Annotated in this window: 23 protein-coding genes; 12 read left to right on the top strand and 11 right to left on the bottom strand. The window is 44.0% G+C overall.

Annotated features, from left to right (window positions below):
- Positions 1-60: 60 nt before the first annotated feature.
- The 3 genes from BUB99_RS02395 (at position 61) to BUB99_RS02385 (ending at position 3,059) form a co-directional block, all read left to right on the top strand.
- Complete coding sequence (locus tag BUB99_RS02395) at positions 61-1,179, top strand: ABC transporter substrate-binding protein (protein ID WP_073119114.1); 1,119 nt, start codon at positions 61-63, stop codon at positions 1,177-1,179.
- An 84-nt stretch (positions 1,180-1,263) separates the two neighbouring features.
- Positions 1,264-2,280: an iron ABC transporter permease gene (locus BUB99_RS02390; RefSeq protein ID WP_139280864.1), complete on the top strand. Its 1,017-nt coding sequence runs from the start codon at positions 1,264-1,266 to the stop codon at positions 2,278-2,280.
- A complete protein-coding gene (locus BUB99_RS02385; protein WP_073119110.1) occupies positions 2,280-3,059 on the top strand; it encodes an ABC transporter ATP-binding protein in 780 nt (259 codons plus the stop codon). Before BUB99_RS02390 ends, BUB99_RS02385 begins: the two co-directional genes overlap by 1 nt.
- Positions 3,060-3,204: 145 nt before the next feature.
- Here the strand turns inward: BUB99_RS02385 and BUB99_RS02380 are convergent, their stop codons facing one another.
- The 3 genes from BUB99_RS02380 to BUB99_RS02370 form a co-directional block, all read right to left on the bottom strand.
- Positions 3,205-4,347, bottom strand: coding sequence for a N(5)-(carboxyethyl)ornithine synthase (locus BUB99_RS02380; protein WP_073119108.1), 1,143 nt, complete (start codon positions 4,345-4,347; stop codon positions 3,205-3,207).
- A gap of 408 nt (positions 4,348-4,755) precedes the next feature.
- Positions 4,756-5,487, bottom strand: coding sequence for a tetratricopeptide repeat protein (locus BUB99_RS02375; protein ID WP_073119107.1), 732 nt, complete (start codon positions 5,485-5,487; stop codon positions 4,756-4,758).
- 39 nt (positions 5,488-5,526) lie between these two features.
- Positions 5,527-6,939 carry a CCA tRNA nucleotidyltransferase gene (locus tag BUB99_RS02370; RefSeq protein ID WP_073119105.1) on the bottom strand — a complete coding sequence of 471 codons (1,413 nt, stop codon included), beginning with the start codon at positions 6,937-6,939 and terminating at the stop codon, positions 5,527-5,529.
- 99 nt (positions 6,940-7,038) lie between these two features.
- Here BUB99_RS02370 and pafA point away from each other — a divergent pair, with 99 nt between their 5' ends.
- On the top strand, positions 7,039-8,670 hold the full coding sequence (gene pafA / locus BUB99_RS02365; protein ID WP_073119104.1) for an alkaline phosphatase PafA: 1,632 nt from the start codon (positions 7,039-7,041) through the stop codon (positions 8,668-8,670).
- On the opposite strand, the gene BUB99_RS02360 is transcribed toward pafA, so the two are convergent.
- From BUB99_RS02360 to BUB99_RS02335, 6 genes are read right to left on the bottom strand one after another with little or no spacing between them, the layout of a single operon-like run.
- Positions 8,643-9,350, bottom strand: a complete 708-nt coding sequence (locus BUB99_RS02360) for a lycopene cyclase domain-containing protein (protein WP_073119102.1) — start codon at positions 9,348-9,350, stop codon at positions 8,643-8,645. The genes pafA and BUB99_RS02360 overlap by 28 nt on opposite strands.
- On the bottom strand, positions 9,350-9,817 hold the full coding sequence (locus tag BUB99_RS02355; protein ID WP_073119100.1) for a sterol desaturase family protein: 468 nt from the start codon (positions 9,815-9,817) through the stop codon (positions 9,350-9,352). The genes BUB99_RS02360 and BUB99_RS02355 overlap by 1 nt, the downstream gene beginning before the upstream one ends.
- Positions 9,814-10,335, bottom strand: coding sequence for an isopentenyl-diphosphate Delta-isomerase (gene idi, locus BUB99_RS02350; protein ID WP_073119098.1), 522 nt, complete (start codon positions 10,333-10,335; stop codon positions 9,814-9,816). The genes BUB99_RS02355 and idi overlap by 4 nt, the downstream gene beginning before the upstream one ends.
- A 54-nt stretch (positions 10,336-10,389) precedes the next feature.
- On the bottom strand, positions 10,390-11,226 hold the full coding sequence (locus BUB99_RS02345; protein ID WP_073119096.1) for a phytoene/squalene synthase family protein: 837 nt from the start codon (positions 11,224-11,226) through the stop codon (positions 10,390-10,392).
- A complete protein-coding gene (locus BUB99_RS02340) occupies positions 11,210-12,712 on the bottom strand; it encodes a phytoene desaturase family protein (protein ID WP_073119095.1) in 1,503 nt (500 codons plus the stop codon). The genes BUB99_RS02345 and BUB99_RS02340 overlap by 17 nt, the downstream gene beginning before the upstream one ends.
- 47 nt (positions 12,713-12,759) lie before the next feature.
- Positions 12,760-13,638 (bottom strand): MerR family transcriptional regulator, encoded by an 879-nt coding sequence (locus tag BUB99_RS02335; protein ID WP_073119093.1) that lies wholly within the window; start codon positions 13,636-13,638, stop codon positions 12,760-12,762.
- Positions 13,639-13,806: 168 nt separating this feature from the next.
- Between BUB99_RS02335 and BUB99_RS02330 the strand changes: the two genes are divergently transcribed.
- From BUB99_RS02330 to BUB99_RS02305, 6 genes are all read left to right on the top strand, one after another.
- Positions 13,807-16,230, top strand: coding sequence for a penicillin acylase family protein (locus BUB99_RS02330; protein ID WP_073119091.1), 2,424 nt, complete (start codon positions 13,807-13,809; stop codon positions 16,228-16,230).
- A gap of 2 nt (positions 16,231-16,232) precedes the next feature.
- Entirely contained in the window at positions 16,233-16,604 is a 372-nt protein-coding gene (locus BUB99_RS02325; protein ID WP_139280863.1) for a hypothetical protein, read from the top strand.
- Between the two features lie 58 nt (positions 16,605-16,662).
- Positions 16,663-17,046, top strand: coding sequence for a peptide-methionine (R)-S-oxide reductase MsrB (gene msrB / locus BUB99_RS02320; RefSeq protein ID WP_073119087.1), 384 nt, complete (start codon positions 16,663-16,665; stop codon positions 17,044-17,046).
- An 8-nt stretch (positions 17,047-17,054) separates the two neighbouring features.
- Entirely contained in the window at positions 17,055-17,939 is an 885-nt protein-coding gene (locus BUB99_RS02315) for an AraC family transcriptional regulator (RefSeq protein WP_073119086.1), read from the top strand.
- A gap of 89 nt (positions 17,940-18,028) precedes the next feature.
- On the top strand, positions 18,029-19,510 hold the full coding sequence (ilvC, locus tag BUB99_RS02310; protein WP_073119084.1) for a ketol-acid reductoisomerase: 1,482 nt from the start codon (positions 18,029-18,031) through the stop codon (positions 19,508-19,510).
- 152 nt (positions 19,511-19,662) lie between these two features.
- Positions 19,663-20,373 (top strand): hypothetical protein, encoded by a 711-nt coding sequence (locus BUB99_RS02305; protein WP_073119082.1) that lies wholly within the window; start codon positions 19,663-19,665, stop codon positions 20,371-20,373.
- 6 nt (positions 20,374-20,379) lie between these two features.
- Here the strand turns inward: BUB99_RS02305 and BUB99_RS02300 are convergent, their stop codons facing one another.
- Together BUB99_RS02300 and BUB99_RS02295 are read right to left on the bottom strand one after the other, a co-directional pair.
- Positions 20,380-21,693: a DEAD/DEAH box helicase gene (locus BUB99_RS02300; protein ID WP_073119080.1), complete on the bottom strand. Its 1,314-nt coding sequence runs from the start codon at positions 21,691-21,693 to the stop codon at positions 20,380-20,382.
- Positions 21,694-22,414: 721 nt separating this feature from the next.
- Positions 22,415-23,833 (bottom strand): exonuclease domain-containing protein, encoded by a 1,419-nt coding sequence (locus BUB99_RS02295; protein WP_084190300.1) that lies wholly within the window; start codon positions 23,831-23,833, stop codon positions 22,415-22,417.
- A 255-nt stretch (positions 23,834-24,088) separates the two neighbouring features.
- On the opposite strand from BUB99_RS02295, the gene BUB99_RS20670 reads away from it, so the two are divergent.
- Together BUB99_RS20670 and BUB99_RS20190 are read left to right on the top strand one after the other, a co-directional pair.
- Positions 24,089-24,211 carry a hypothetical protein gene (locus BUB99_RS20670; RefSeq protein WP_262501859.1) on the top strand — a complete coding sequence of 41 codons (123 nt, stop codon included), beginning with the start codon at positions 24,089-24,091 and terminating at the stop codon, positions 24,209-24,211.
- A 61-nt stretch (positions 24,212-24,272) separates the two neighbouring features.
- Entirely contained in the window at positions 24,273-24,518 is a 246-nt protein-coding gene (locus BUB99_RS20190; RefSeq protein WP_139280862.1) for a hypothetical protein, read from the top strand.
- The last annotated feature ends 98 nt before the right edge of the window (positions 24,519-24,616 follow it).

Here is a 24,616-nt window from a genome sequence, read left to right as displayed (position 1 = left end):
GGATAGACTACTCTCAAGCATCTTTTCTTTTTTAGTAGAAAAGTCCGAGCTTGCGGGCTTATGAGACAACTGAGCCTATTCTTAGTCATTACCCTGTTTTGGGGCTGTGAGACTACTACTAATTCAAAAGCTGCCGAAGAACCCACTGGCGTTAGCTATGCAGAACGCTTTTCGGTAGAGGAGCATGAAGGGTACAAAATAATCCGTATCAATAAACCGTGGAATGGGAGTGATGAGGAAATTGCCTATTTGCTCTATGATGGAGTAATACCAGCAGGTATTGATGAATCTGCCTATATCATGGTACCTTATCCAGTGCAACGGATTGTATCGAATTCTACAACGCACTTGGCTTTTCTAGAGATATTGGGTGTTGAAGATCGCCTCGTGGGGTTTGCTGATACCCAGTACATCTACTCAGAACAGATCAATCAGCAGGTAGCCAATGAACAGACCTTAGAAGTTGGGAATGAAGGACAGCTAGATGTAGAACGTATCTTGAGTTTGCAGTCTGATGTGATCTTGGCATTTAGCTCTGGAAGCGAAAACCGTCAACTTAATAAGCTGGAGGAACTCGGGCAAACGGTCGTGATGACGCCTGACTATATGGAGCCTACCATTCTCGGACGAGCTGAATGGATCAAATTCATTGGTCATCTGACTGGAAAGGATAAAGAAGCTGAGGCATACTTCGATAAAGTAGCAACCGCTTATGATTCGTTGTTGGCACTGGTGCAGACAGAGCAGCGACCGACGGTTTTTTCTGGTAGTCTCTATGGAGGGAGTTGGTTCATGCCTAGTGGCAATAACTATAACGGGCTAATGATCCAAGAGGCAGGAGGGGAGTATCTCTGGTCAGATACCGAGGCAAGTGGTTGGCTGAATCTTGATTTTGAGGCAGTGTATGCCAAGGCCTACGAGGCACAGTACTGGATCGGAGTGGCGGATTACAAATCCCTAGAAGCTATGAAGAATGCAGACGAGCGCTATGCGGGTTTTAAGGCCTATACAGACGGAAATATCTATGGCTACACCCGTCGTACGTCTGAGCGTGGAGGTAATGACTATTTCGAGTCTGGCAATGCTCAGCCACACCTTTTGCTAGCAGATCACGTGAAGATTCTTCACCCCGAACTATTGCCTGACTATGAGTTGTACTATTATCAGCAGCTTCAATAGTAGGCTTGTGAATTGTACTTATCCCTTGTGCACTATCTCGTTTCGATTAGCTTTGTTTGATTATCAAGAGAAGAAATCAAACAAGTGCTAAAATCTAAGCTTTTTCTGGGCCTACTCTGCGTCGTACTGTTCATCCTTAACATCATCGTAGGGTCGGTATGGATACCAGTGCAAGACTTGATAGAGATACTCTTTTCGCCAGCTGAGGATCAGATGGTTTGGCAGAACATTGTGGTGAACTATCGATTGCCCAGAGCGATTGCAGCAGTTGCTGCAGGTGCTTCTTTGAGTCTCAGTGGCTTGTTCATGCAGACCTTTTTTCGTAATCCACTGGCGGGACCATTTGTACTTGGCATTAGCTCTGGTGCTAGTTTAGGAGTGGCGGTAGTTGTATTGGGCGGGACTTTTTTTTCATTGGTAGGCTGGTCATTTGGTTCTGATATATCGTTGACGTTTGGTGCTATTTTGGGTTCTTTTTTGGTGTTTTTGGTGGTGATTTATTTCTCGACCAAGGTAGCTGATTATACTTCCTTGCTTATCATCGGTTTGATGTTTAGCAGTGCGACGGGGGCATTGGTCAGCGTGATGCAGTTTTTTAGTAATCCTGAGGATATACAATCTTATTTGCTCTGGACTTTTGGGGATTTGGGTAGTGTCACGATGAGCGAACTGAGGTTGTTACTACCAATTTTGATACTGGGATGGATAGGGTCTGTATTTTTGATCAAACCTCTCAATATCTACCTTATCGGAAATACCTATGCCAAAAATGCGGGGCTCAACCTGGAGCTCTCCAAATATGCGATTATCACGGTGACGGCTTTATTGGCTGGGGCCATTACTGCCTATTGTGGTCCGATTGCTTTTATTGGATTGGCTGGTCCTCATATTGCTCGGATGATTTTGGATACGGCAGATCATCGCCAGCTGATACCCTATGCTGGAATACTCGGTGCGGTAGTGTTATTGATCTGCGATTTGGTGTCACGTTTGCCAGGTCTGCCCCAGTCTCTGCCACTCAATGCCATCACTTCTCTACTTGGGGGACCCTTGGTGATTTGGTTGATTGTCAAAAAGAAAAATCTACAAAATAGCTTCTGATGGAAACGCTACATACTACTGGTCTATCTATCGGATATGATAAAAAATGCATTGCGTCTGATGTCAATTTGGCATTGCGACCTGGTAAGCTCGTGTGTTTGATTGGACAAAATGGAGTAGGGAAGAGTACGTTGCTACGAACCTTGGCTGGTCTACAAGAGCCGCTTTCAGGAGAGGTGGCAATCGGTGAAGAATCGATCAAGGTGGTAGATCGTCGCGAACTCGCTCGGAAAATCGGTATTATCACGACAGACAAGATTGGGATGTCCAACATGAATGTGCGTGAGTTGGTTGCGTTAGGTAGGTTTCCGTACACTAACTGGATTGGAAAGGAGGAGTTGGAGGATAGAGCCAAAATTGAGGAATCTATCGATCTGTGCAAGGTCAATTATATAGAGAATGCCAAATTAGGTACTTTGAGTGATGGTCAGTTTCAGAAAGCCATGGTGGCGCGAGCATTGGCACAGGATACGGATTTTATCCTAATGGATGAACCTACAGCACATCTGGATATCGTGAATAGATTGGATATGTTTAGTTTGTTTGCACAGATCAAAGCACAGACGAATAAGGGAATACTGGTGTCAACCCATGAACTGGATCTATCGATACGTTTTGCGGATGAGTTATGGTTGATGGATTTTAATCAGCCAGTGGTCTGTGGTGCGCCTCAAGACCTGATCGAATCAGGTGCGATCTCACGCATTTTTCATCATGAGGACTATGAGATTGACCTCACTATAGCGCATAGTATGATTAGAGCTAAAAGGGATAAGTAAGGTCTGAACCAAATATTTTAGAAGAGGTCTATGGGTACCAAATCAGTGGATGATGGTATATGATGGGTAAGCTTTGTATTGATGTCTTCTTTTGAATTTCTTTTTATTCATTCTGTACCAGCCCAAAGCTTACCCATAGATTGGGCTAGTTCACAAGGTGAGGGTAGTCCATTTGACGGTTTTGAAATCTAAGGATGGCATCTTTTACCACTGTTCCTTGATCTATGTTGATTGCGTTTTTGATTGTTGGGTTTTGTTCCCAGCCTAGTCTACCATTGATCACCGATTCTAGGTGTACTATGAGGGCGGCGGATATGGATCTCGAGGCACTTTCCCAGAAGTAACTCGGCGTGTGATCTACTGCATAATAGTCTATGCGATCTACTGAAAACATGGGAGCACTAAAGGTGGTCGGTTTAGCAAAATAAAAGCCCATACCTTCATCACAACTCACGTCGATGATTAGCGTACCTACCCTTAAGCTTTCTTTCTCTTCTTCAATGACAAAATCAATGGGGTCATCCGTATCTTGATAAGTGCCGTTGATGATGATTTCTGATTCATTGATTAGATCCAGAAGAGGGCGCTCGGATCCATCATGTTCGACAACTTTTAGTCTAGGCTCACCATGCCCTCCTTTTTGGATACGGGCATAGTTGACATCCAGTACTTCCTCACGGACTTCATGGTCAGGCCTTTGAATACAAATGGTAATGTCTCTAAACCCATGGGCTTTCAGGGCATATATTGCACCTCGGCTTACCGCACCAAAGCTGAAGATGATCACTTTTCGTTGGTTGCCATAGTGACCATCTATGCCTTTGAGTTGTAGCGCATGGATGACGGCACAGTAACCGGCCATTTCGTTATTCTTATAAAATGTATGTCTGCCCATCGCCCCATTTGGGGTCCAAACAAACATATCCTCAAAGGCAATTAGGGTTAGTTTTCTATCAATGGCAGTCTGGGTAATCTGCATTTGTTGAGCACAGTGGGGGTATCCCCATATAAGTCCCCCTTCTTTTAACTCTTTCAAATCTGCTAAAATAGGCTTAGCTATAATGACAGATCCAATGTCTGATAAAATCTCTGACCGGGATGCAATACCACCTGTTTGCTTAGCAATGACTTCATCATCGATGTTGAACGGTTTGCCATAACCTTTTTCGAAAATGAGCTTTTTGCGAATGTTTTCTGGAAGTCTGTTTAAATGTTCTGGATGAATCGGGACACGCCTTTCGTCTTCTTTTTTGGAAGTTCCAATAACGCCCATTTTCGATAATACCATAGGATACTCTTTTTTGATTGAAGTCCAACATCACTAATGAAATGAGAGAGACTGTGTGATTAGATGTGTAATAAATGCTACTTGCGAGTTGTCAGGCATGAAGTTGACAACCAGTGTATCAATAATCAGAAAGGACGAATTAAAAGAAGAGCCTTTTGTTCGCTATGAACGTGCGAAGTGTATGATTAATATCTACAGATAATGAATTGTATGCACAAGATACACCAAATTAGAGCAGGTGGCAGAGATATTGAAAGTTATCCTTAGATAATGGGTGGAAGAAACGTGTTGATTGATTATGTTCCTAGTCGATTAATAGTAGTGAGTTATACATTGTGCTATGAAAAAAGCCTCTACAAAGCAATTATTGACGCTTTATAGAGGCTGTTAAAAGATTTTTGCCAGTTGTTATTCTCCTACTGGTTTTTTCAATTCTCTGAGATTTACTTGAGCTAGTTCGAATCCTGGTGCAGCATTGAGTGCATCTAGGTAGAGTTGTTTGGCTTTTTCGTTGTCTCCAGTTTCTTTTGCGATGAGTCCTTGTAGGTTGAGTACCGCAGCACGCATGGAGACTTCTTGTTGGGTTTTGTCTACTTTATTGAATCTCAATTTGATCTCATCTACGTCTTTGCGCTGGAGTAGTAGTTCTGTGGATGTTTTTGATTCTTTGAAGCGCTTGAGTTGAAACTGCAAGAAAGCCATCTGGTAGAGTGTATTGGTGTTGTTGTTTTTGAGGAAAAGCGTCTCGTAGTTGTCGAGCGCTTTGGTCATCACCCCGAGGTTTTGAAACGATAGTGCTGCGATTTCTAGTGCAGTTTGATTGTCTGGATTGATTTTTAAGTTCTCCTGAGAGACCAATGCAGCGGATGCAAACTGGTTCATCGAGTAGTAGTTGATCGCTAGAGAATCAAGTATCGCAGGCTGGTTGGCTGTGAGCATGAGCATTTCGTAGAGAGCCATTCTCGCTACATTCGGATCGTTGAACTGATTGGCCAACTGGTAGATGCTGTAGTATTTTCTCATTTGCATGTCTGCATAGGTGAGAGAATCTTTTGGTTGCTCTGTTTTTTCCTGAGCGTTTGCATGGATGCTAATACCAGCGAACAGTGCTAGCGTTAATATGGCGATATATCTTTTCATATTCTGGATTTTAAAGTGGTGGGCAAAGTAGTGCTGAACTTATGACTTCTCCAAACCCTTTTCTTTGGCGATGGTGTACATCAAATTCAGTGCCTCCTTTTTGTCATTTTGGATAGTACCTTCTAAAATAGCCTCACGGATTTCATTTTTGATATCCCCAACGATACGAGAGGGCTTTAGGTTAAATATCTCCATGATTTCCTCTCCAGTCACTGGAGGCTGGAAGTTTCTGACTTGATCTTGTTCCTCTATGTCTTTGAGCTTTTGCTCTACGACTTTGAAGTTTTGTAAATAGCGTTGAACTTTATTAGGGTTCTTGGTGGTGATGTCTGCCTTGCAGAGTGTCATGAGATCGTCCACATCATCGCCAGCCTCGAATAGCAATCTCCTCACTGCCGAATCGGTAATTTCTTTTTTGACAAGGGCGATAGGTCTGAGGTGTAGTCTTACTAGCTTTTGGACATACTTCATCTTGTCGTTGAGGGGTAGTTTGAGATGCTTGAAAATTTTAGGAGTCATTCGAGCTCCACGATCTTCATGACCATGAAAGGTCCAGCCAACTTTTTTGTTGAATCGTTTGGTAGGTGGTTTGGCGATATCATGTAGGATGGCTGCCCACCTGAGGTACAAATCATCTGTGTTTTCGGAGATGTTGTCTAGGACTTGTAGGGTGTGATAGAAGTTGTCCTTGTGTGATTTGCCTTCACGTGTTTCTACGCCGTAGAGGTCTGTCATCTCAGGAAAGATAAGCTTGAGCAGTCCACATTGAAACAGCAGCTTGAATCCGTAACTAGGTGTTTTGGATAAGATAATTTTATTGAGTTCGACGATGATTCTTTCTTTCGATACGATTTTGATGCGGTCTGCTTGGTTGATGATCGCGTCGAAGGTGTCTGGATCGATATCGAAGTTGAGCTGGCTAGCAAATCGAATCGCGCGCATCATGCGTAGGGGGTCATCTGAAAAGGTGATACTAGGCTCTAGTGGCGTACGAATGATTTTTCGTTTCAGATCTTTGACTCCATCAAAAGGGTCGATCAGCTCGCCATAGTTGTTGGAACTGAGACTGATGGCTAAAGCATTGATCGTGAAGTCTCGGCGGTTCTGGTCATCTTCTAGCGTGCCGTCTTCTACCGTTGGTTTACGAGATTCTTGTCTGTAGGACTCTTTTCGTGCACCTACGAACTCTACTTCATGCTCTTCATACTTGATCATGGCCGTACCAAAGTTCTTGTAGGTGGTGACTCGTTTTGTACCTAGTTTTTTGGCAGTCGTTTTGGCAAGTGCAATCCCACTACCCACACAGACGATATCTATGTCTTTGGATGGGCGTTTGAGCAATATATCCCTGACGAAACCACCTATTACATAGGTATCGACTGATAGTTCGGATGCCGACTCAGTGACACTTTCAAATATTGTTTGGGGGATGAGACTTGTAGAGAGATTCAAATTGTTAATTTTCCGCAAAATTAATTTTAAAAATTTAATTCACAGTTAACATCGAATGTCAATGTTTGATTTAACTTGAAATCCTTAAAAAATGATAAAATGAATAGGATAATTTTAGTGATAGTAGGCCTTTTTTCAGGCTTTGTTGGAGTGAGTCAGGAGGGCGTCAAACGTCCTAAATTGGTAGTAGGTATAGTCGTGGATCAGATGCGTGAGGAGTACCTCTACAGGTTTTATGATCATTATAGTGAGGGTGGATTCAAGCGCCTCATGAACGATGGGTTTGAGGTGAAAAATGCCCACTTCAATTATATCCCTACCAAGACGGCGCCTGGTCATGCTTCGGTTTATACTGGGACGACTCCCCGAGTCCACGGAATTATCGCTAACGACTGGTATGACAAGGAGGAGAAACGATATAGGTACTGTGTAGAAGATGAGACGATGACACAGGTAGGAGGATCAGCAGAGACAGGTAAAATATCACCTGTCAATCTACAAACTACAACTGTCACGGATGAGCTGGCGCTATTTTATCAAGAGAGAGCCAAAATCATAGGCATGTCAATCAAGGATAGAGGAGCGGTACTGCCAGCGGGACATCAACCAGATGCTGCTTATTGGTATGATACCCAGACGGGTGAGTTCATGACGAGCTCTTATTATAAGGAGGCTTTGCCTAAATGGGTCAAAAAGTTCAACAAGCAAGGCCTAGCAGATAGTTATATGCAGGGGGCTTGGGAGACTTTCTTCCCAATAGAGAAATATGTCGAGTCTGGTGATGATAATAGAGCTGGAGAGCGTCCTTTTGCTGGAAAAAATGAGGCGACTTTTCCTTATGATTTGAAAGCATATAGCAAGCCAAGGAGCTTGATTAAGTCTACTCCTTGGGGCAATACTATCTTAGCGGAGTTTGCTAAAGCCAGTTTGGAGAGTGAAGGGCTAGGACAGGATGAAGTGACGGATTTTCTCGCAGTGAGTTTTTCGTCAACAGATTATGTAGGCCATACTTTTGGACCGTACTCTAAAGAGGTAGAAGATACCTATGTTCGCTTGGATCGTGATCTAGAATCTTTGTTTCAGGCTTTGGATGAGAAAGTAGGCAAGGGGCAGTGGACGGTGTTTTTGACGGCTGATCATGCGGTAGCTCCGATCCCAGAGGCGATGAAGGAAAAGCACATGCCTGCAGATTATTGGGGTGAGCGTTCGGCACGTGAAGTGCTTAATGCCAAGCTGAATGAAGCCTTCGGGATAGATAGTTTGATAGAAAGTGTCAGCAATGAGCAGTTATTTTTGAATCACGACTTGATAGGAGAAAGTAGTCTTACAGTGTCGGATGTTAAAGCATATTTGATTTCACTTCTGAAAAAAACGGACGGAATCAATGCTGTCTATGATGGTGATGATATCAGTAACTATTCTGGTAATAATTATGATGTATCCATGTTAGCAGCTGGGTACAATCAGCACAGGTCAGGAGATATCCTTTTAATTATTAATTCTGGTTGGATAGACGGTGATCCTAATGGTGAAAATACAGGGACGACACACGGTTCTCATTATAGCTATGATACGCATGTACCGATGTTGTTTTATGGATGGGGAGTACACAAGGGGAAAACCTACGATTACCATCCGATCACGGATATAGCTCCGACGATCTCTATGCTGCTCAATATAGGTCTACCGAGTGGTGCAACGGGTCAACCTATCGTAGAGGTTTTCGAATAGCGTTTTTTGATCCACTCATAGAGTGCAATGTTCCAAAGAATAAGTAACATGCCGTAGAAGGTGTCTTCGAACGGTATAGTCGCGATCCTGTAGCCTATATTTTCTGTGTCGTTGTACCAGACGATGGCCTCATCTATCCATGATCCTGTTAGTAGACCATTGGTGATAAAGAAGGGGACTTGTAGGAAGGTATAGGCAAATAGGATGTCTTTGATGTATTCGGCTCTTCGTACGAATGTCAGGTAGATTAAACTCCCAACCAGCAGGACGAATGTGGAGGTGGTGTAGTATTTCCCGAAATGAAAGAGTAATATGATTACTAGTACTACACAGATCGCCATAATAATCATACTGGCCGATTGGCTAGATATCTTATTGAATTTTCCGACGATAAAACAATGGTAACTAAATACGCAGGCGTAGGGGATACATAGGAAAAACAATATTTCTTCGATCGGTAATTGTCCAATATATAGCCCACTTAGATAATCAGGGTTGAATCCCCAGATACCAATGCTCGTGAAATATTGATCCCACACCAAAAATGGTATGGCTACTATAAACATCGCAGGGAGGTAATATTTGAGCTCCCGATCAAATCTCAGTTTAGGATGAAAACTGAATAGAAAAGGAACTGTCAAAGCCCCGAGATCGATAATCAAATAGGTGAATCGATCCATTAGTCCGTTTTCTTTTGGTACTGCTTAAAGTACTTTTTGGGAACGTAAAGCATGCCAAAGCACTCTCCATCTTCCTTGCCTAGATGCTTGTGATGTACTTTGTGTGCTCGTCTGATCGCTTGAAAATAGGGGTGATTGGATTTGGAGAGCCATTTGAAACGCTGATGGATAAAAATGTCGTGTATAGAGAAATACAAAAAGCCATACAGTGTAATCCCAGCACCTACCCAAAAGACGACACTAGTCGCCATCGTATGGAAACCGAGGTATGTCAAGGCTATGCCTGGGATTGCAAAAATCAGGAAGAAGAAATCGTTCTCTTCGAACCAGCCTTTTGATTTTTTGTCGTGATGATCACGGTGAAGTCTCCATAGGAGGCCGTGCATGAGGTACTTGTGCGAAACCCACGCGACTCCTTCCATCATGACAGTGGTTAGCAGCATGACCAGTATATTGATCCACATCATAGTATAGAAGGTTGATAGTTGTCTAATACACGATCGACCAGTTCCTTGAACCAAAAAGTGTATTGGTCTGGATGTACAGCGATATCCTTTTTGAGTTGTTCTGGATTGATGTATTTGATCTCTGATACTTCGTCGGGGTTGAGGAGCATAGGCTGATCCGTCTGTCCTACGAATACATGGTCTAGCTCGTGCTCGATTAGCCCATTGTCAAAATCAATTTTGTACTGAAAGCTCAGTAGCCATTTCAGATCCGTGGTGATTCCTAATTCTTCCCGCATTCGTCTATGTGCAGCATCTGCCAAGTTTTCAGCAGGTCGAGGATGACTGCAGCAGCTGTTGGACCACAGGTTTGCAGAATGGTATTTGCCTGCCGCCCGTTTCTGTAGCAGCATTTCACCTTTGGAGTTAAACAAGAAAATAGAGAATGCACGATGCAATGAACCATCACGGTGAGCAGTGAGTTTTTCTGCTGTACCGATTTCATTGTCAAGATGATCTACTAATACTACTTCTTCCATGAGGAGTGCTTTTGACGCAAATTTAAGGATGAGTTTTTGGATTAAAAGGTTGAGTTAGATGATATTCATTTGATACTTGAAAATAGAGTTAAGCATCAGGCGGACTTTGTATCCATTAGATATACGTACTCTTTCGTTCATGATACGGTTGGCAGGGAGTTTGGCTATTTTAATAAACAATTGCTTGTAGTAAATGTAAGCTAGGTACACTCCGAGTTTAGAGTTGCTAGGTAGTTGTTTGATACCTATCAGAGCATCGTCGAAATCTGCTAGAATGCTTTGCTCTATTTTTTCTTTTTCACAGTCCTGAAGTTGACTCATGTCGACATCAGGGAAGTACGATCGCCCGAGATCTTGGTAGTCAGCTTTTAGGTCTCGGAGAAAATTAACCTTTTGAAAAGCCGATCCGAGTTTCATCGCAGCAGGCTTTAGATGCTCGTACATCGTACTGTTACCATTGGTGAATACACGCAGACACATGAGGCCAACCACCTCTGCTGACCCGAGGATATAGGCCTCAAAGGACTGGAGATTGTGTTTGTCTTCAATCAGATCAGCTTCCATGCTTTTCAAGAACAGATCTATCAATTTCCATTCGATCTGATAGTTATGCACTGTATGTTGAAAGGCGTTAAGCACGGGGTTGATGCTGATTTTTTGATCAATGGCGGCTTGTGTTTCCTTACGAATCTGCTGCAACATCGCTTCTTTGTCATAGCCATGAAAGGAATCCACGATTTCGTCTGCCAGTCGGACAAATCCATAAATAGAATAAATCGCATCGTGAATACTGCGATGCAAAAAGTAAATACCCATCGAAAAGCTGGTACTATAGCTTCTCGTGATGGTTTTACTGGATCGGAAGGATATATCATCAAAGATACTTTTCATACGAGTCGTGGTTAAAGTGAGACATTAACTGAGCAGCAGCAACTTGACCAGAAATGATGGCAGGGGGGACACCTGGCCCAGGTACAGTCAATTGACCACAGTGGAATAGATTCTTGATCTTTTTGCTTTTCATTGTCGGTTTAAACATGGCACTCTGCATCAGCGTATTAGCCAATCCATAGGCATTGCCTTTGTATGAATTGTATTCTGCTTTGAAATCGTTGATGCAGTAGCTCTTTTTGACTACTATTCTATCAACTATTTTATCCCCAATGATATTTTCTAATCGCCCCATGATTTTATCAAAATACCGAGAACGAATCTCTTCGGTATCTTCTATATCTGTGGCTAGTGGCATCAGTACAAATAGGTTTTCGTCACCCGCTGGTGCGACAGTGTCGTCCGTTTTACTTGGGCAACAGACATAGAAGAGTGGCTTTTCGGGCCACTGTGGAGTTTGATAGATGTCTTTGGCGTGATGATCAAAATCTTCGTCAAAGAATAGATTGTGATGGATCAGGTTTTTTACTTTTCCCTTGACTCCTATGTAAAATATTAGTGCAGATGGAGACATGACTCGCTGACCCCAGTAGGCTTCACTATAGTTTGCTTGGTTCTTCATCAGCACCTGCTCGAAGTAGTGGTAGTCTATAGATGATACTAATCCGTCAGTAGGATAGTTTTGGCCATTGGTGACTTGGTTGATCTTTTTGTCTTGGATAGAAAGCTGTTCGACTGGAGCGTTAAAGTGAAAATTGACTCCTTGGGTTTGTGCCAGCTGGTACATGGCATCAGATAGTTGGTAGAAGCCACCCATGGGATAATAAGTGCCCTGCGATAGACAGCTGTAGTTCATTAGGCTGTAGAGTGAGGGAGTTGTTTTGGCAGTCCCACCTAAGAATAGCACAGGGAATTCCAGTAACGATAGAATGTATGGGTGCTTGAAGATGCTACGGACGTATTTGTGAATAGACTGTAGTGCATTCATCTTGATCATCTTGTAGATGGTATCAAACGACATGAACTCTAGCAGAGAATAGGCCGGCTTGTAGACCAGATCGTTGATGCCTACATCGTACTTGATCTTACATTCTGCTAGAAATTTTTCTAGTTTGACTCCACTACCAGATTCTAGGGATTCAAAAAGAGCCTTTTGTTTCTCTAGTGTATCAGGTATGTCTATAGACTCTCCTTTGCCAAAATAGATGCGAAACCCTGGGTCGAGTTTTTTAAGCTGAAAGTAGTCAGATGTAGATTTGTCAAAGCGATTGAAAAACCTTTCCATGACATCTGGCATCCAGTACCAACTTGGCCCTTTGTCAAAGGTGAACCCTGCCTCGTGGTACAAGCTGCTGCGCCCACCAGGGCCACTATTCTTCTCAAAAACATCAACATTCAAGCCATGTTTCGCTAGGCTAGAAGCTGCCGCCATCCCTGAGAAGCCAGATCCTAAAACAGTAGCGTGATATGGTGAAGTGTGTTTCATGGCTCTAATTTACTTTTTGTTTAATTAAAATGAAAAAAAGTTAAACATTAATATATGTGGGAAAGTAGTTCTTGTGTACTGTTGACCCAGCTCATAGTAGAAAAGTCCTTAAGGACTTGGCTATAGTTTTGACTGCCTCCAGCGATCACCTGTGGACTGTTTTCTAAGTGTGAGATTGCTTTAAGGTACTTTTTGATATCTTTTTCATAGTTAGGTGTGGTGATAATAGTGATCAGCTTACTGGGTTTTATGTCTGCTATGGTTTCATTCAGGTTTGCGATTGGAACTCTTCTGCCTAGGTACACCGTTGCTATACCGTTAGTGCGGAGTACGTAGTTGCAGAACAATAGCAGTATTTCATGTTCTTCCCATTCGGGTAAAAACAGTAAATAATTCTCTGAAGATGTAACAGACTGTGACGCGGGCATAGCACTGTGTAGTAGTCCCATGAGTTTGTTGGAGAGGAAGTGTTCGTGTGCGGGAGATACCTTGTTGGCGCGCCATAGGAAACCGATACGGTTGAGTAGCGGGAAGAAGAATTCAGAAAAAGCATCCTGCAAATTGGTTTGTGCTATGATCTGTTGGATTTGCTTGTCCAAGGCGACTTCATCAAAACTAATAGAAGGCTCGATCAATCGATACATGGTTAGTTCTTGAGAAGAACGAACATCTGATTTTTTTTCATTTTCTTCCAGAATACCTAACACGTCTGCGTCAGACATTTCGCTGATCTTGGATATTTTATAACCTAGGTTGATCAAGGAAGAGACATTGAGCAGTTTTTTGAGCTGACCATCACTGTAAGAGCGGATGTTCGTTTTGGATCGTGAGGGGACGATGAGTTGGTAGCGCTTCTCCCAAATCCGAATCGTATGCGCCTTGATACCCGATAATCTCTCCAGTTCTTTGATTGAATATTTGCCCAAAATCTCCTAATAGTTGCGTGTTGTCTCGAATTGAAAATGAAATTTAATCAATACTCTATAATTAGAGTAGCGAGTTCCTTCAGATTATTTGCAACTTATTGAGATCACTTTTTGTCTGCCTGTTGCATCTCACTTATCTTAGACCCTTCAATTTTATACCCATCCAATATGAAAGTATTCAGGTTTCTTGTGGCCATGATTTTGACAATCATGTTCATTTCTTATGTCAATTTTAAACAAGGAGATATTCCGCCGCTGGGAAAGTTTATTAGCCCGTTTACTGGTTTTTGGATGAATGGGGAAAAGGAAAGAATAGGTCTCCCAGAGCAACTCAAGGCAAAACAACTGAAAGAAAACGTTATTCTGAAATTCGATGAGCAGGTGATTCCTCACATATTTGCCAAGAATGACTATGACCTTTATTTTGCTCAAGGTTATATCACTGCCTATCACAGGCTGTGGCAGATGGAGTTTCAGGTGATGGCTACCGAAGGGCGTATCTCGGAAATTATTGGCGAAAAGGCCATAGATTTTGATAAGAAGAATAGACGGAAGGGACTCAAATATGGTGCTAAGCGTTCTTTGGAACTGCTCAAAGAGTATCCAAAGGTTGATAATATGATGCAGGCCTATGCCGATGGCGTCAATTATTGGATCAACTCCCTGAGCTATGAAGACTACCCGATAGAGTATAAACTGCTAGATTATAAGCCTGAGCCTTGGACCAAACTGAAATCTTGTTTGCTCCTAAAATATATGGCTGATATGCTGGCATCTGGGGAGGCTGATTTAGAAAATACTAATGCCCTGAAATTGTTTGGGAGAGAAGATTTCGAACTGCTGTTTCCTGAGTCATTTGCGACAGTAGATCCAGTGATCCCTAGCGGTACACCATGGGATTTTGAACCGATAGCGGTAGAAAAGCCTGATGTGACATTTCCACTAGTACTTACCCAAGAGACGATCGAAAAGCCAGACCCGAGCAATGGCTCGAATAATTTCGTTGTATCTCCCCAGAAAGCGGCTAATGGTAGAGCCATGTTGGCCAATGAGCCTGATTTGGCGCTGAACCTACCGTCTATTTGGTATGTCAATCAACTCAGTGCACCAGGCATCAATACTTTTGGAGCTACGATACCAGGAGCACCTGGCGTGATTGTTGGGTTTAATGACTCTATCGCATGGGGCGTGACCAATGCCAAGCGTGATGTAGTGGATTGGTATCAGATCGAGTTTAGGAATGATAGGAGAGAGGAGTACCGCTATGATCATAAATGGTTGAAAACGGAGAAGATTGTAGAGGAAATCAAAGTGAGGAACGGAGAAACCTTATACGATACCATCGTCTATACACACTACGGGCCTGTCGTTTATGATCATAACTTTATGGGCAATGGCGAAGAAGTCAACTTTGCGATGAAATGGACAGCACATGAAGAGACGGTCGAAGTGAACACCTTCTATCTGCTGAACCGTGCTAAAAACTATCAAGAATATACAGCGGCTCTGGAGTATTTCGAGTCCCCTGCACAGAATTTTGCTTTTGCATCTGCGTCGGGAGATATCGCGATGTGGATCAATGGTAAGTTTCCGGTCAAGTGGGAGGAGCAAGGTAAATTCCTGATGGATGGGCGTGATTCGCGTCAAGAGTGGGCGACCTACATTCCGCATGAGCAGAAAGCATTTGCACTTAATCCCGAACAAGGCTTTTTGAGTTCAGCCAACCAACACCCAGTAGATTCTACATATCCTTATTATGTCTATGATTACAACTATGAGTTCTATCGCAACCGACGTATCAACGACCGACTCTCACTGATGAGTGGCATAGAGGTAGGTGATATGATGAAACTTCAGAATGATAACTACAACTACCGTGCTTCGGAAAGTTTGCCACTGATGCTGGATAGTCTTGATACGGCTAATCTGTCTCTAGCTGCCAAAGGTGCTTATACGATTCTCAGGAGGTGGGATTATTTCAATGATCCCAAAGTGCAGTCGGCGAGTTATTATGAGGCATGGTGGAATGCGCTCTATCCATTGATCTGGGATGAGTTTGTGGATCGAGAGGTAGCGTTGATGAAGCCGCATGTATTCAATACCATTCATTTGATGAACACTGACCCGTACAATAAGTACTTCGATGTGCAAGAAACTGAAAAGAAGGAGTCTGCTATGGATTTGATTAATCAAACATTCGAGATAGCAGTGAACGAGATAGAGCAGTGGAAAAAAGACAACGAACTGGATCGTGCAGATTGGTACTTATATAAAGGTACGACTGCCAACCACATCTTGAAACTAGCACCATTCTCTGTTGAGAATATAGCGATCGGTGGTAATAGGAATATTGTGAACGCTGCGAGTGCTACGCATGGTCCATCATGGCGAATGGTGGTAGAGCTGGATCCTGGCCAAGTACGGGCCTGGGGTGTATATCCGGGTAGTCAGTCTGGAAACCCTGGGAACCCTGCCTATGCTGAAATGATCGAAAAATGGGCAACAGGGAAGTATTATCCTCTGAATTTTTTACGCTCTGAGAAAGAAGTGAACCCAAATGTTGTATTTACACAAACCCTAAAATCAGAATAATCATGAGGTTTTTATTAAGACTTATCTGTATTGGTACATTCAGTTTATTCTTGTCATTGATCATGCCATGGTGGTGTTTGGTTTTGGTGGCAGGTGTAGTCGCTTTCTTTTTGCCAGGGAGTAATTTTAACGCATTCCTGAGTGGTTTTTTAGGTGGAGGACTGCTTTGGATGGTCATGGCATGGAAGGAAGATGTAGAGGTTGATTCTATTATGTCGCTGAAAATCGTTGCACTATTTCCAGTCGATGATGTGAATATGCTGATTATTGCTACGGGGCTTTTAGGTGCGGTAGCAGGAGCTTTGGGTGCTTTTACAGGCAATAGCTTCAGGCAGCTGTTCATCAAGAAGAAAGAGAAGAGTTTTTATAGCTGATTGTATCTGGGATGCCTTTTGTTTCGTATCTCAAGAGGGTAACCAAAAAGAACACACCATGAAAAAAACAGAAAGTCAATGGAAGGATCAACTCACCGAGGAGCAGTTTCGCGTCTTGAGAGAGAAGGGAACGGAGCGTCCATTTACTGGGGAGTATTGGGACTTTGATAAGGATGGTAAATATGTCTGTGCAGGATGTGGAGAAGAATTGTTTGCCTCAGATACCAAATTCGATGCGGGCTGTGGATGGCCGAGCTTTTTTCAACCTGCTGATAAAACCAAGGTGACCAATCACCTCGATACCTCTCATGGCATGACACGTACTGAAGTCACGTGTACCAACTGCGGTGGACATCTGGGGCACGTCTTTACTGATGGGCCAGAGCCCACAGGTTTGAGATACTGCATCAACTCCGTGTCAATCGATTTTAAAGAACAGTAGCCCCTAGTATGGCGGAGCACAAAGGCATACCGATATACAGTTTGGATAAGTTCAAGCCCGTGGCGGGTTCAGCTTTGCCCTTTCAGGTAGAGGTGTTTGATGCCAATCGCCACTTTGAGGTGCAGTATCCGCACCGTCATGATTTTTTTGAAGTACTGTTCTTGACACAGGGCTCAGGGATTCATGTGATCGATAGCAACGAGTACGAGATCAAGCCTCCTTGTGTGTTTTTTCTGAGTCCGGGACAGACACATAAGTTGGAGTTATCCAAGGATGTCGATGGCTATATTTTTCTCTTTACCGCTGAGTTTTATCTCCTAGACCGCAGCAACAAGAACAAGCTGCTTGAGTTTCCCTTCTTTTTCAATCTCAAACAAGAGAACCCTCCCTTGCTTTTGGCAGAGGAGAGTGATACGCAGTTTCTTAAGGGGCTTTTTCGGCAAGGGGCTAAGGTCATGGAAGAGGAGAAGAGCCGGGAGTTTGCCAACTCCCTACTCGATCTGATCCTCAATACCTGCGAACGCCTCTATCCACGAGAGCAACGTGCCATCGAAAAAGGGAAAGGTCATCTCATGGTCAAGCGTTTTCGTGAGTTGATCGAGGAAAAATACCAGTTGAATCTCAGTATCAAACAGTATGCTGAGGAACTGAATGTAACAGAAAATCACCTTACACATACGGTGAAAGAGTTGACGGGTAAGACTTCTAAGGAATTGGTTTTTGACAAGCAAGTGCTTGAAATTAAGCGTCTTTTGAAGCATTCAGATTTGTCTGTCTCAGAGATATCTATGCAGTTGGGTTTCAAGGATCAGTCCTATTTTAGTAAATTTTTCAAGAAGTTTACCGGGCAGACTCCCAATGCCTACCGAGAGGAATCGTTGAAAAGTACCTAAACTTTTCTCATTATCACCATAAGGATACAAATCGGATGATACACCTTTGTGTTATCGATATTTGATAGCATTATAAAAACATTAGATAAATGGGAAATTATTTCAACACACTACCGCTTAGAGAGCAACTCAATCAGCTCGGCGTATGTGAATTCATGGATGGTTCGGAGTTCAACGATGGCGTTGAGGCTTTGAAAGGGAAGAAAATTGTCATCGTAGGTGCTGGTGCACAAGGCCTCAACCAAGGCCTCAATATGAGAGATTCTGGATTGGATATCTCTTATGCATTGCGTCAAGCAGCGATCGATGAGAAGAGAGCTTCTTTCGTCAATACTTCTGAAGCAGGATTTACAGTTGGTACGTATGATGACTTGATCCCTACGGCTGATTTGGTGATCAACTTGACACCAGACAAGCAGCACACCGCTGTGGTGAAGGCTGTGATGCCATTGATGAAAAAAGGTTCTGCGCTTTCATACTCTCACGGGTTCAACATCGTGGAAGAAGGTACAATTATCAGAGAAGATATCACCGTGATCATGGTGGCACCTAAGTCTCCTGGATCAGAAGTAAGACACGAATACCAAAGAGGATTTGGTGTACCGACATTGATCGCAGTGCACCCAGAAAACGATCCAGAAGGTAAAGGTTGGGCGTATGCCAAAGCGTATGCTGCTGCAACTGGTGGACACAGAGCGGGATGTTTGAAATCATCATTCGTCGCAGAAGTAAAATCTGATTTGATGGGCGAGCAGACGATCCTTTGTGGTCTGTTGCAGACTGGATCTATCCTATGCTTTGACAAGATGACTGAGAAAGGTGTAGACGCTGGTTGGGCATCTAAATTCATCCAATACGGATGGGAAGTGATCACCGAATCACTCAAGCACGGTGGCGTGTCTGGTATGGTAGATAGATTGTCTAACCCAGCCAAAATCAAGTGTTTTGAGATCTCTGAGGAGTTGAAAGACATCATGAGACCGCTATTCCAAAAGCACCAAGACGATATCATGTCAGGTGAGTTTTCTTCTACGATGATGAAAGATTGGTCTGAGGATGACAAGAACCTATTGAACTGGAGAGCTTTGACAGGTGAGACCAATTTCGAGAAAACCGCAGCTGCGGACGTAGAGATCACTGAGCAAGAGTTCTATGACAAAGGTCTATTGATGGTTGCTATGGTGAGAGCAGGTGTAGAGTTGGCTTATGAGACCATGACTGAAGCAGGAATCAAAGGTGAGTCTGCATACTACGAGTCACTGCATGAGACGCCATTGATCGCCAACACGATCGCTAGAAAAAAATTGTTCGAGATGAACAGAGTGATCTCTGATACTGCGGAGTATGGATGTTACCTATTCGATCACGCGTGTAAGCCACTATTGGGAGACTTCATGAAGTCAGTAGAGACGGACATCATCGGTATGGATTACAACGATACGGTAGATGGTCAAGTAGATAACGTGACTTTGATCCAGATCAATGAGAAGTTGAGATCACACGATATCGAGAAAGTAGGATCAAGATTGCGTAAAGCAATGACGTCTATGAAGCAAATTGCTTTAGGGTAATCCTTTCAGGGAAATTCTAAAAAACTTTTAGTTAAAACTTAAAAGCTCATACCGATTTGGTATGAGCTTTTTTTGGTCTTAGTGGAGTTAATTACTATCTAATGTAAGGGTAGTAGTGTTTCTTTGTGTGCATTATCCCTGTTTGTAGTCCTATGAATCTACCATTAGTCCATGAATCGTCTGACGATGCTCAGATCAGACTGCTTCAGCAGGAAATCCAATCCTTAAAGGCCGTTTTGGATGAGGTAGAAGGGAAGACGGTCAGTTTCGAAGCTATGCTGCGCCAGAGGCTGGGAGAATTACTGATCGAGGAGCAGGAGCTGACGGTGCTTTACAAGCAACAGAAGCTAGCCAAGAAAGAAAAGCGGTTGGCGCAAAAGCGGAAAGGGAAGAATTATGCTGCGCCGCAGGGGTTAGTTAGATCTGAGAATAGCAAGAAAGAAATGCTCCCTGTACAGCATCAGGAATACAAACGGCTCTATAGAGAAGCCATGCTACAGGTACATCCAGACAAGTATGCCATGCGTGAGGATGCCACAGATGTCGCGACGGAGCTTACTACGCAGTTGATAGCCATCTATCAATCAGGAGATTTGAAGGAGTTGCAGGCGTTTCATGCCTTTGTCATGGGAGGTGAAGTACCTGTCGCAGCGGAGCGAGTACCAGTTCTAAAGCAGCCTCTATCGACCTTAACCTTGTTGCAGCGCGAAAAGACCCGTCTCGAAGAGCAGCTAGATAGCGCGAAAGCTCAACATCTCTATCAGATATGGATCAGTTATACCGATCCTATGGCTTTCGTAGAAGAACTGGAGGCATACTATCGAGATCGAATCACCAAGCTGCGTAGACGAACCAGAAGCTGATAGACGCTACTCCAAAAGCGTAATGCGTACTTTCTTGGTTTTTAGTTTGGTGTTATTGAGCTGCTTGGTAAGCTGACGTACTTTGTTCCTCGGGACTGCTACGAATGCACAATCTTGTTTCAATTCTATCGTGCCCAGCTCATCCTTTTTTAGTTCTCCTTGTTTGAAGAATAATCCTGCGATATCGCCTTTGGATATTTTGTCTTTTCTCCCACCTGAGATGTAGAGTGTCTCCCACATGCTGGAGACAGGATTGGAGCGAGAAGTAATACTAAAATCTTCTGCATCCTGAACGAAATCTGGTAAGGACTCATTCTCCCATTTGAGGATGTAGGCTGTGCCGTCACTGTGCATCCGTGCCGTACGCCCATTGCGGTGGGTGAATTCCTCTTGCTTCACAGGTAGTTCGTAGTGGATGATGAAATCCAACTCTGGCACATCGATCCCTCGTGCAGCGAGATCTGTAGCTACCAATAGACGGCTCGTGCCATTTCTAAACTTGATAAGTGCGCGCTCTCTGTCGATTTGTTCTAATCCACCATAGAAGCATTCATGTCCGATATCTTGTTGATGGAGAAAGTTGCTTACGGTCTGTATGGTGTCTTTTAGGCTGCAGAACAGGATGCCATTTTTGTCTCCTACATGCCCTAGCAGTTGTAGCAGTGAGTCTAGTTTGTTTCTGCTAGGAGACGACAGCACCTTGAGGGTTAACAGGCTTTTGGATTCTCCGAGGAAGCTAATCGTTTGGGGATTTTGAAGCCCTACGAAAGCAGGTATTTCGCCTTTTTGTGTGGCGGATGTCAGTACTTTTTTGGTGAGATAGGGCAGGGCAGAAACGATCTCTGTCATTTCGCTTTCGAATCCTACCTCCAGTGACTTGTCAAACTCATCCAGTACCAGCGTCTGAATGCTATCGGTATCGATGTTTTCTCTTCGGATGTGGTCCGCCACACGTCCTGGCGTGCCTACCAGTATCGCCGGGGCATGTTTGAGCTCGATACGATCCTTCGATCCCGATCTGCCGCCATAGATGGCGTTGGTTTTGAATCCGCTACCTATCTCCCGTATCACCTGCTCGATCTGAATGGCGAGTTCTCGGGATGGAACCAAAATCAAGACTTGTATCTGGTCGCTGTTCGGGTCGAGCTGTGCAATGATCGGGAGCAAAAAGGCCAAGGTTTTGCCTGTCCCTGTAGGAGAGAGTAGTATAACCTCTGACCCAGTACTGATGGCCTCATGTGCCTGCTCCTGCATCGGGTTGAGCTGTGCGATACCGAGTTTGCTGAGGATGGCTTTTTGATCTTTGTTCGTTGCTGACATAGCCGCAAAGGTATTCTGTTTTGTTTCGTTAGAACAAGCGGAGCATCAATTTGATTTTCAACCCGAATCATGGACCGATGGCATCCCTACGGAGCAAAAGAACAAGCAGGATAGTGAATGCGATTTAGACTTCCTATGAACTAAAGGTCAGATACAGCTTAACCAAATGTAGCAGGTTTGATATAGCATATGTCTAAGGTTGGAAAAGAGTAATTTCACCTAGTATATATGAGGTCATTTATTCCCTGTCCTCAAGTGTGATTCCAAACCTGCGCAGGTTTGAGCGAAAACCCCCGCAGGTCTGGATTGAACCCCGCGCAGGTTTGGGAGGAAACCCCCGCAGGTTTGGATTGAATCCCGCGCAGGTTTAGATAGAAACTCCCGCGGGTTTTAAGTGAGTTTTATGTAGGTGTTTAATGTGTTGATCTATAGTTCGTTGGCGTTCTTTATGCTTTGGTGTTGTCGGTCAGACTGATTTAGAAAGAAATAGTATTTCGCTCTAGTGCATACCTGCCTGACTATGGCAGAGTTGTCAACCTTTATGGTTGGTTTTTTGGATTAATATCTCATCTTGAAAAGGGATAAGAAGTGTGCTAAATAGTGGAATCAATTCTTCTATCGTGCTGATGACGTCAATGTAATATTTGGGTTGGAAATGTAGCGATGTAGGACTGGATTGATAACCTGAGGTGTATACAGGATAGGTCGTCTGTTTGTGGTATTATTTGATCTCCTTTTCTGGTGTTTTGCTTTTGGACTTCTTGAGGTATCCCAAAATGATGCGCTGTGCATCGGGCGTGTTGGTCTTGGGGGTGATGAAAGTCTCGTACCCCTCGTGTGCCTCATTTTGATTAGCAGCGGGGACATAACCGTATCCGATATACTCGCCTTGTTTGATCTGTACGATTGCGATTTCGTCATCCGACCTGCCGGGTTCTTGGATGAAAAAATCTTCCTGACGTATCATAATGTCGCTGAGCATCTCTTCGACGCGAGCGTTGTAGTCTTCTATCGATTCTTTGTTGCAGCAGACGCCGTTGCATTTTTTGATGTGGGAGGCAAAACAGGGGCCATTTGTTTTTTCCAGCCCACAGTATTTGGGGCATAGCTGGTAGTTCATTACGGCGTTTTCCAAATAGGATTTTGCTTGTGATAATTTGCCGTAGGTCATGATTGCCATGCTACCGACCTGTAGTTTGCCGATGCTGAGTTGTATTAGTCCAGATTGGGTCTCGTAGGCGTAGAGCCCGTGGGTGATGCGGGTTTGTTTCAGCGCATGGTTAAACTGTGGCTGGTGCTTTTTGATTTCGTCCGACTCGTGCAGGAGTGCGATCAATTCGCTACCCGTGATCTGGTATTGGATGTCGGCGGTCACTGCGAACATCGATCGTTCTTTGCGGCTCTTGTCGTTGAAGTGGGACAGCATGCGCTGACGGATGTTGTTGGCTTTGCCCACATAGACGAGTGCCTGCTGGTCATTGTAGATGTAGTAGACTCCTGTCTCGGTCGGGAGTTTTGTGTAGGTACTCAGAGCCAGCAGCGGAGGGATTTTGGGGAGGTTGGCGAGGGACTCGGTACTCAGGTCTTCTACGCCCATCGCTTCGGCCTTGCTGAGTAGGATGTCCATGAGTTTGGCAGTAGCTTCTGCATCGCCATAGGCCCGGTGGCGGCCATTGATTGGGATCCCCAAATCCGTACATAGCTTGCCCAGACTGTACGAGGCATGCCCAGGGAGGAGCTTTCGCGACAGTTTGACCGTGCATAGTTTATTGCGCTCAAAATCACCACCGAGACTGGCAAACTCACCTTTGAGTACACCATAGTCAAAGGCGACATTGTGCGCCACGAATGTGCGCCCCTCGGTCATCTCGTAGACGCGTTTGGCAATCTCATAGAACTTAGGGGAGTGCATGACCATCTCGTCGTATATGCCTGTGAGCTGCGTGATCGAGTAGGGGATGGAGGTCTCAGGGTTGACTAGTGTCTGGTATTCGTCTATGACTTTCTCTCCATCGTGGATGATAATGGCGATCTCAGTGACCTTTTGCCCTTTGGCACTGCGACCTGTGGTCTCGATATCGATGATGGCATACTCCTGCTGCATATCGCCAAAGATAGATACATCGATGATAAATGCCACGGGCAGTCATCAGACACAGGTACCTAAATCTAGCTCGGTCGCATTCAGAAATGCGACTGCAATTTTCTGAGGCATTTGTTATGCCGTGGGTATCTCACTACCTTTCTATAAGGTCAACTGGTACAAAATCAGGGATAATGATGACAACTCTAGTGGCCCGAGCATTGCTGAAGTATTAAATGACCAGTCATTATCAGGCCGAAAGTTAGGGAAATGACAAACGACCAATAAGTAATCATAAAACCGTTGATGAAAATGATGAAACCGCTCCTTAAAATCCTAGCGCCGCATCAGAAAATCACAGCGCCGCTGAAGGGTGCTACTGTGCTGCAAGTATGGAGACGCGAATCAACGGGGCTATTAAGTGATCAGTATTAGGGAGGGATCAATCTGATGGTGTCAGGGCTGACACAACTGGCTGAAGCCAACGAACAGTTCAATGAGCTGTTCCTCAACCGTACGGAGGCAAACAGCAGTGCCTGTGAGTATGCGCGACCTGCTGCGGGTGCGCATACAGCCACTCTACTATCGCCTACGGGATTTGATCGCCAGTTACCATGTGATCAAGAATGGTGAAGAACCCTATGGCTCCACGGTCAAGCAACTTAACACCCTGATCGACAAATACAACCAGATACTCGCCAGCCGAAAAGGCAAACGAAAAGAAGAGGATGTTGCCATTTGATTATTCGCACCGGGGGTTATGCTCCGGTGTTTTTTTGAGATCGAGTGGGATTAGAGATACATTCTTTGCAAAACGAGGGTGTTTTGAGATACGACAAG

This window comes from Reichenbachiella agariperforans, from assembly GCF_900142205.1.
Classification (GTDB): domain Bacteria; phylum Bacteroidota; class Bacteroidia; order Cytophagales; family Cyclobacteriaceae; genus Reichenbachiella; species Reichenbachiella agariperforans.
Note: the sequence above shows the minus strand (reverse complement) of the source record. Positions and strands in the feature narration are given on the sequence as shown.